The organism is Brevibacillus nitrificans (assembly GCF_003710965.1).
Lineage (GTDB): Bacteria > Bacillota > Bacilli > Brevibacillales > Brevibacillaceae > Brevibacillus > Brevibacillus centrosporus.
Genome location: NZ_RHHU01000031.1, coordinates 1 through 8,098 on the forward strand (window position 1 = coordinate 1; position 8,098 = coordinate 8,098).

7 protein-coding genes are annotated in these 8,098 nt (G+C 40.7%); 1 reads left to right on the forward strand and 6 read right to left on the reverse strand.

Features of this window, described 5'->3' with window-relative positions:
* Positions 1 to 319: 319 nt before the first annotated feature.
* From EDM59_RS30720 to EDM59_RS30745, 5 genes are all read right to left on the reverse strand, one after another.
* Positions 320 to 1,015 carry a hypothetical protein gene (locus tag EDM59_RS30720; protein ID WP_122927067.1) on the reverse strand — a complete coding sequence of 232 codons (696 nt, stop codon included), beginning with the start codon at positions 1,013 to 1,015 and terminating at the stop codon, positions 320 to 322.
* A gap of 151 nt (positions 1,016 to 1,166) precedes the next feature.
* A complete protein-coding gene (locus EDM59_RS30725) occupies positions 1,167 to 1,778 on the reverse strand; it encodes a hypothetical protein (RefSeq protein ID WP_122927068.1) in 612 nt (203 codons plus the stop codon).
* Between the two features lie 19 nt (positions 1,779 to 1,797).
* Complete coding sequence (locus EDM59_RS30730; protein ID WP_122927069.1) at positions 1,798 to 2,376, reverse strand: matrixin family metalloprotease; 579 nt, start codon at positions 2,374 to 2,376, stop codon at positions 1,798 to 1,800.
* 389 nt (positions 2,377 to 2,765) lie between these two features.
* Entirely contained in the window at positions 2,766 to 5,723 is a 2,958-nt protein-coding gene (locus EDM59_RS30740; protein ID WP_122927070.1) for a Tn3 family transposase, read from the reverse strand.
* A gap of 4 nt (positions 5,724 to 5,727) precedes the next feature.
* Positions 5,728 to 6,291, reverse strand: a complete 564-nt coding sequence (locus tag EDM59_RS30745; RefSeq protein ID WP_122927071.1) for a recombinase family protein — start codon at positions 6,289 to 6,291, stop codon at positions 5,728 to 5,730.
* A gap of 537 nt (positions 6,292 to 6,828) precedes the next feature.
* Between EDM59_RS30745 and EDM59_RS30750 the strand changes: the two genes are divergently transcribed.
* Complete coding sequence (locus EDM59_RS30750; protein ID WP_122927072.1) at positions 6,829 to 7,047, forward strand: hypothetical protein; 219 nt, start codon at positions 6,829 to 6,831, stop codon at positions 7,045 to 7,047.
* A gap of 708 nt (positions 7,048 to 7,755) precedes the next feature.
* On the opposite strand, the gene EDM59_RS30755 is transcribed toward EDM59_RS30750, so the two are convergent.
* Positions 7,756 to 8,098 (reverse strand): transposase (locus tag EDM59_RS30755; protein WP_183193083.1); only part of this gene is annotated, 343 nt, incomplete at its 5' end.

The following is an 8,098-nucleotide window of genomic DNA, read 5'->3' on the forward strand; positions in this document are numbered from 1 at the left end:
GGCTGACCTGATAATACGAAAGACCCCTTGGTTACCCAAGGAGCCTTACATTGCCTTTTCGATATTGTCATTCGTATGTATTGGTTGCAATTACGCGGAAAATTGCGGCTTCACTTCTAATTGGGGTACCGCCAACAAAGTTATAGGTTTTGTAGGTTTTGGAGTTTACACAAACTATTTTACAGACTCGTAAGGTTATGGCATACAACCTTAACCCTTTCATTTCTATCTTTGGAATCCCTGTTGGCTGGTTATGCTATGGCCTTCAAGCTGAATTGGTACTTTTTGAACAGCCTCTTTTAGGGAAACTTCTCTTTGATCAATTATTAATTTGGCTCAGTACGATTGTTTTAAAAGCCTCATTTGTAATCGCCCCTGGAGTTATGATGTTTTCATCGCTCCAATAGGAAATTAATAACGAAGAATTATCGGAGAGGTAAATCCTAATAAAAAATTTATTCCCGTTTAATCCTGTTTCTTTATAAACTTCTTGAAATCCAACATATTTTAGCTTAAGAAGTTCCTCTACGAACTGTTCTGAAGCATCCTTAGTAAAATCCTTTATATAAGAATTGTCTTCAATACTTTCTAGTGTGACCTTCGAAACTTTTCCTCTGATATCATACAAATCACCTATAGTTTTTGCATGAGGATTATCGTTTACTTCATATAGGTTATCACCAATGAATAATCTAAACTGCTCCGAATAACCTTTTACACTATAAATTGGGGTTCCAACTTGTTCAATAGTTGCATCACCATTCTTCATTTTGTATCCTGGACACACCATACCAGACATTGTAAACTTGACTTCCCCAATTTTTTTATCTCGAATCAATCCTTTAGTATCTGAAACATAATTTTTGCTATAAGTAATATTGTTCCACATTAACATTCCATCGTACTCTGCTAATTTATTTACACACGTTTCAATCTCATTTGAAATATCCTGTTTTTGATCTGGGATGTTTCCAAAAAGAAACGTAAAAATTACAAGAAGTACCCCCATCTTCATAATGTTCGCCTCCCATATTTTTAACGAGCAGTATTACTTTTAAGACGGTCAGTAGTTACAAAATGTTACATATTTAGATAAATAATATTAAATTTAATTTATTCATGATATAAAAGATCCGATGGTTTTCCATCGGATCTTTTATATATTTTTATTCCCATTTGTATTTTTTCATTACCTGTTCTTTCAATTCATTAAAATGTTGTTCGTTTTCTCCAAAAAGATCGACATCAATTAAGTCTTCTTTCTCTGATATTCTTTTACTTTTAGAACCATTTCCAGCTATGGTATTATCATACTTCCCTTGATACAACCCGATGATGGCATACCCCTCTTTATTTTTTACAGGTGTTAAGAACAAAGTATACTTACCCTTCTCATTCATTAGATTATACCCAGCGATATTTACATAAGTATTATCATCGCGCAAAATACCAGGCTCGTATACTACTATTTTATCTTTTTTTTCTAGTTCGCCTTTAATTACTTTTTTAATCTCTACAACAGACTCAGTTCGAAACAATCTTCCTTCTTTGAGATCCATTGGAACTGACGTTCTATCTCCCGTAAATATCGCCTGAACAATGACTGGAGTGTCTTTTTCTAGTGTTTCTAGATCACTGTAAGTATCCACGAGTGCATCAATCGTTATGATACTGTCATCTTTCTTCGCTTCTACGAAATTTACATTTGTTGCGAGAACCATTAATCCCAAAAATAAAGCTAATGAAATTGTTAATTTCCAATATCTAGTCTTTTTCATTACTATTAATCACCTCATATTAATATTTCCATTGTAAATTACTGATATCAAGCGATGTAGGGCTTGTTATTGTAGTTCTCTCAGGATACATAACAGAGTTGGCTTGAGTTTGGTGTCGCAATGCATAAAGATGTCCAAATTCATGAACTATTACCTTATTTCGTTCGTTTGAAGAATAGTTATTACTATTCATATAGTCATCAAATATAAATATTCCGGCTGCGTCCCACCTAGTATTAGTACCTACTTCGTTACAATTCCCCCCACTCCAGTCACAAGGAACCATGACTCCCCCCATTCCATGATAGATGTCATTTTCCTCCGTAACTAAAATATAAAGATCAGAATTGAAAAAATCATCGCCTTCTGAAAACCCAAAGTCTACTCCCGAAATAGAAGAGTAATCAGAAATTGCGTCATTTATATATGTACCATACTTAGACTCTGCTTCACCTTCTACCCAATACTCTATATTATTATAAGTTGAAGTATTCTCGTACCCCCCGCCTGCCCAAAATGCATCTGAGTTAGTATAGTCTGCATTGACAATGGTGCTAAGTGACAATAAGAGAACCAGACCCAAAATCCATTTTCTCACATTTTTTCCTCCTTAAGATATTTTCGTAGAAATTATACCAAACAATACCGTTGGTGTTTGTCTTTTTTTGTCAAATACTAAAATTTAAATATTTATAATATTAAAATAAGTGCACTTTGAAGCTTCCATAATGGGGGAGTACCAGCGTAGCTGACACCACCCGCAAAGTAGCAGAAGATTATACGGGAAACTTATTGATAACCTCGTTATACTCGAATTGTGCACGGTGATTGCCAGCTTTGAATATACCTCAAGCGATTTACGACTTTCATGACCAGAATATGGCTGAATCAGCGCCCGCTAACGAAATGACGTAAAACCCACGCCAATACATTTTTTACCATGAAAAAGCCGGTTTTTCCTACGCTAAGGAATACCGGCTTTCTGTTTTACTTACGAAGTGGCCGTAATGACTGAAGGGTTCCTGGCTGATTTAGGTTAAACTTGTATTCGCCCAAGAAATTGATGTGTTCCCATCCGAGTGGGGCAATATGATGGAGAAGCTCTTCACGTAACGTGCTACTCTCCTTTTGATGTTCCGCTGCTTTCGCCAGATACACTGTATTCCATACACTGATAGCGTTAATCAGAATGTTTAGAGCACTGGCGCGTTGGAGCTGATCTTGCAACGCACGTTCCCGTAACTCCCCTTGTTTGCCAAAGAAGATGGCTCGTGCTAAGGCGTTCATGGCTTCTCCTTTATTCAATCCGCGATGGATACGACGGCGCAAAGCTTCACTCGATATGTAATCCAGAACAAAAATGGTCTTTTCGATACGTCCCATTTCGCGCAACGCTGTGGCTAGTCGGTTTTGACGTGCATAGGAACCGAGTTTTCCCATGATAAGTGAGGCGGATACTGTTCCGTTCCGGATCGAATGGGCCAAGCGTAGCACGTCATCATAGTTTTCTTTAATGATCTTTGTATTGATTTGACCGCGCAACAGGTTCTCCAGCTTTGGAAAGTCGTTCCCTTTTCCAATCGTATATAGTTTGGAATCGGCCAGATCACGCAGCCGTGGAGCAAAACGAAAGCCCAACAGGTGCGTCAAACCAAAAACCTGATCCGTGTAACCTGCTGTATCAGTGTAGTGTTCCTCGAGCATCAGATCTGTCTCATGATGTAAGAGTCCGTCAATAACGTGGACAGCATCACGTGCGTTCGTATTAATTACCTTGGAGTAAAAGCTGGAAAACTGATCACTCACGAATCGGTAAATCGTTGCTCCTTTACCAGAGCCGTAATGAGGATTGGCATCAGCATGGAGGGCCTCAACGCCAATTTGAACACGCATCCCGTCTGAGGAGGACGTGGTTCCGTCCCCCCAGTAAGACGACAGTGCTAACTTATGATGGAAATTGACGAGTACAGCCTGAGCTTTATTCATTGCATCCTCGTAAAGCCGCCATTGTGCAGCGTTGGCCATTTGGCGATACGAAATACCAGTTGTGGCTTCCGCCATTTTCGTCAATCCAATGTTCGTTCCCATTGCCATAAGCGCGGCCATGAGAATAGCAGTTTCTTCTTGAGTGGGTATCCGGTTTGTCGAAGCGTGTACGAATTGTTCATGAAATCCTGTCCAGTGAGCCACTTCCATCAGTATATCGGTTAATTTTATTCGTGGGAGCAGCTCATAAAGAGACTGGCTGAATTCTCTGGCATCGTCAGGGACATTTCTTTCTAATCGGTCAATATGCAGTTTGCCGTTTTCAAAGTTTACGCCATCCAGATCGTTTATGTTGGCCGATATCCAGTCTAGACGCTTGAACAAAGATTCAGTCCGCTCTTCCAGGTATTCATTTGCGGAAAAACTCACGGTCAGCTTGGTGTTATGGGGTTGCAAGTGACTCCATTCTTCTGTGGGGACTAGGTATTCATCAAAATCTTTGTGCTGACGGCTTCCCACAATTGAGACGTCTCCAGACCGAACGTAATTCCGGAGCTCCGTCAACACGGCCATCTCGTAATAATGCCGGTTGATCGTACCGTCATCGTCATAGACGTGCTTTTGCCAACGATTTGAGACGAAATCAAGCGGTGCACCCTCCGGTATTTTTCGTTTGCCTGATTCATTCATCTCCCGGAGTGTATCAATGGCCCGCATTAAAGGTTCCGCCGATTTCGTAGAACGAAACTCCAGTGATTTTAACAAGGTTGGAGTATACTTGCGAAGCGTATAAAACTTCTTTTCTAGCAAGTCTAAATAGTCAAAATCAAGTGGGCGTGCCAAGTGTTTTGCTTCTTCTACGGATGCGACAAGCTGTTCCCAGGGCATCACAGTCTCCAACGCTACAAAAGGATCAATTCCCTCTTTTTTAGCCCGAATGAGAGCAGCACCAAGATCCGCAAAATGAACAACCTTTTCGTTGATGGACTTACCGCTTTGTTTCTGAAGCTCTTCCTGAGCTTTTCTCCCTTTGGACAGCAAGGACATGATCTGCCGATCATGAATCTCGAATGCCTGATCGGTCAAATCCTGAATTAAATCCAGTAAGGAGACTACAAGGATTGCATATTTTTTAGGATCGTGAAATCGTCGGAAAGAGTGCGGTTCGTATCTGGAGCCAATTTTGGAAAGCTGCCGTAAGCGATTCGGATGAATGCCCTTTGTATCAATCTGCAATTGCAGGTTTCGGATGTAATCCAGTTTTTCAATTACTTTCAGAAAGGAGTCTGGTGAGTAGGTTCCTGGTATTTCACGAAGCCATGCTAGATAAGTTATACCACTTTCTGGCATCAAAGATATGATTTGGTCTAACTTTTCAATTTGTTCCTTGGTTAGCGTTAACAGGAGTAGTTTGAATATCTGTTCTTCTGCTCGCCGCCGACTTTCCCATACCATGCGCTCAATCGTGGTCATTGCGGGCAAGATGATTTTCCCTTTTTGTAACTGGTCAATTGCTTTGCGGATCAGATAAATAGCATCCCCATTTTCCATTGCAAGCCGCACTAATGTTTGTGATATTTCACGATATTCACGAATGGTAAAGTTTCGAAAGCCGTACTCCCGCCTAATTTCGTCAAGATGTTCGTGCTTTGTCTGTTCCCGCCCAGCATATAAACTAATTTCTTGTGCATCGATGTTTAATTGCTTTGCGATGTAGTTCAAAACGCAATCAGGTATGTGATGAACATCCGATAATGTCCAGCCTGGGTATCTAAGCAAGCAGAGCTGTAAAGCAAATCCCAGTTTGTTATGATCTCTCCGATGACGCTTGATTACTTCGACATCATGTGGAGAAAGCGTGTAGTAACTTCCTAGTTCGTACTCAGTGATCTGATCCGGAATGGACATGAATTCTAAGCGTTGTTCTGGTGTAAGCAATTCTCTAGCTCGTTTTGACATGGTTTCACCCTTTATCCGGTGATGATTTTATGTGTCGGTAAAGCGTTGCTCTTGATACACCAAGCATTTCACAAATATCCTGTACAGAATGATCGGGTTTGTCCAGCAGCGCTTTGGCCATCGCTACTTTTTTATCATCCATTGCTTTAGGTCTGCCACCTTGGCGCCCGCGGGCTCTTGCGGCCCGTAACCCAGCATTTGTCCTTTCACGAATGATTTCCCGCTCAAACTCGGCAAGGGCTCCAAATACATGGAAAATAAGCTTTCCACCGGGTGTTGTTGTATCAATGTTTTCCTGAAGACTTTTAAATCCTATTTTTCTTTCATGGATGTCATTGACTACCTCAATAAGATGTTTGAGTGACCGACCTAACCGATCTAATTTCCAGACCACCAGAGTATCTCCTTCCCGCAGATATCCGAGAGCTTCCTCTAATCCGGCTCTTGATGATTTTGCGCCACTTGCCACATCTTCGTAGATTTTTGAACATCCTGCTGCTATGAGTGCATCTTTTTGAAGATGAACATTTTGATCCTGAGTAGACACCCTGGCATACCCAACGAGCATACAGACCTCCAGTTACTTGCGATATTGCCCGATTGTCTCATAAGTCTTAAGAATTGTCAGTATTGATATTTTGTTTTTGAGATGTGTTTCTATACGATATATAGGCCATAAAATCTAACTTTGGACACTCACCAAAAACCGTCTCAAAAACGAACGTTTTTGAGACGAAGCAAAAAGTCGGCCCAAACTCAACGTTGCTATCACGAAGCAAAAATGTATGTGAACATCGCAATTATCATCTCAAAAATGCTGCACACAACGATTTAGGGAAGTTCCGATTATAATTTGAAATCGGAACGTGGTGACTCTGGAGGTCATAAACCCGGAACATCAACTTGAAGACAGGCTTTGAGTCAAGTTTTGTTCAAGTACCCCATTATTTTAGGAACTTCTTCAGGTGTATTACCAATTTCTTTAAACGTTTGCCCCTTGTGTCATTGGTACTACCACTATTTGGAAAACGGTTCTTTAGTCCCTTCTCTATTACCAAATATTATAATATTATTTAAATTATAGTAAAAAGGAGGAGGGATCTTGATGTTGAAGAAACTTGTCCCATTCTTCTTGTCAGTCATAATTTCGTTAACTGGTGCTTCTGCATTTGCAGAATCTCCGAACTCTGGTGGAAATGGTGTCGCTGTACAAGAAAATCCACCTACCATTGAAGACATCGTACCGGAAGGATATGACTATGTTCAGTTGACAGATGAGGAAATCCAAAAGAACGAGGAAACTAAAAAACTTATGACGAATTAAAAAAGCTTGAAAACAAAAAAACAAAAGTTGAAAAAATTGAGATCTTCCGGATATTCCCGAAAGATGGCTCAAAACAGACAAGCCCCCTATATGATTCTGCTGGAGAATTTAGCACTGCTGCTACCTGTGATTATGGTAGTGGATATGATCACACAGCCCATGTGACAACTTCAAGCCAATACGATAACTACTCTGTGAGGCAATACTTAGATGCCTATATGAACGTTTACAATGCTCCTCCTGGTAACGTTGGAAGCTTGTATAAATCCACTTCACTAACCACTTGGTGGACAAGATCATCTACCGCCTACACAGTAAAAAACGCAAGAATAATTCTCGACGTTTTTGGTACCAACTATTGCGGTAATTCTGTAGATATAAATACAGGAGCACCAAGCAACCCGTGGACACCTACTTGGAAAGACAATTCTACATCTAATTCATGGACATGGGCTACATCAACTGTTTCGGTAGAACCGGTGTACATTAATTCCCCAAGCTATATTCAACAAGTGGTTCTGTCCGATATCTACAAAAACGGAAGCAAAGTGAAAACAGACCAAAGAACAACAATCGATCCTTCAGGTATATAAAGGAGGGGGCATTTTGCCCCTCAGTTTGTCGAGAAACCCCAAGCATTTTGAGGTTTCTCTTTTTGTTACGTAGATTTTTACACGAAACGCTTTTCCATTTTGGTATTCTGTGCCCTCAGCCTTGCTTTGCAAGGTGGAGGGCAATCTTTTTCATGTTTTGCACCGCTGCGGTCATCAACGCTTGTTCCATCACGTTGCGCAATCCCCGCAAACGGCAATAGCGAAACCCATGGAGCTGTTTAGCATCCGCGAAGCTTCGCTCAATTGTTTCTTTTCTCTTTTTGTAGAGTTTCTTGCCTGCTTTACTCAATCGGTTTTGACGTACCCAATCCTTGCTGTCTTCCCAAACATGCCGAGTGACCACTTTTCGGTGGTTCTTGGATCGGGTACATTTCGAGAGGAAGGGACACGATTTGCAAACCTCTGGATTCGACTTATAATGGCGATACCCGTGGCGA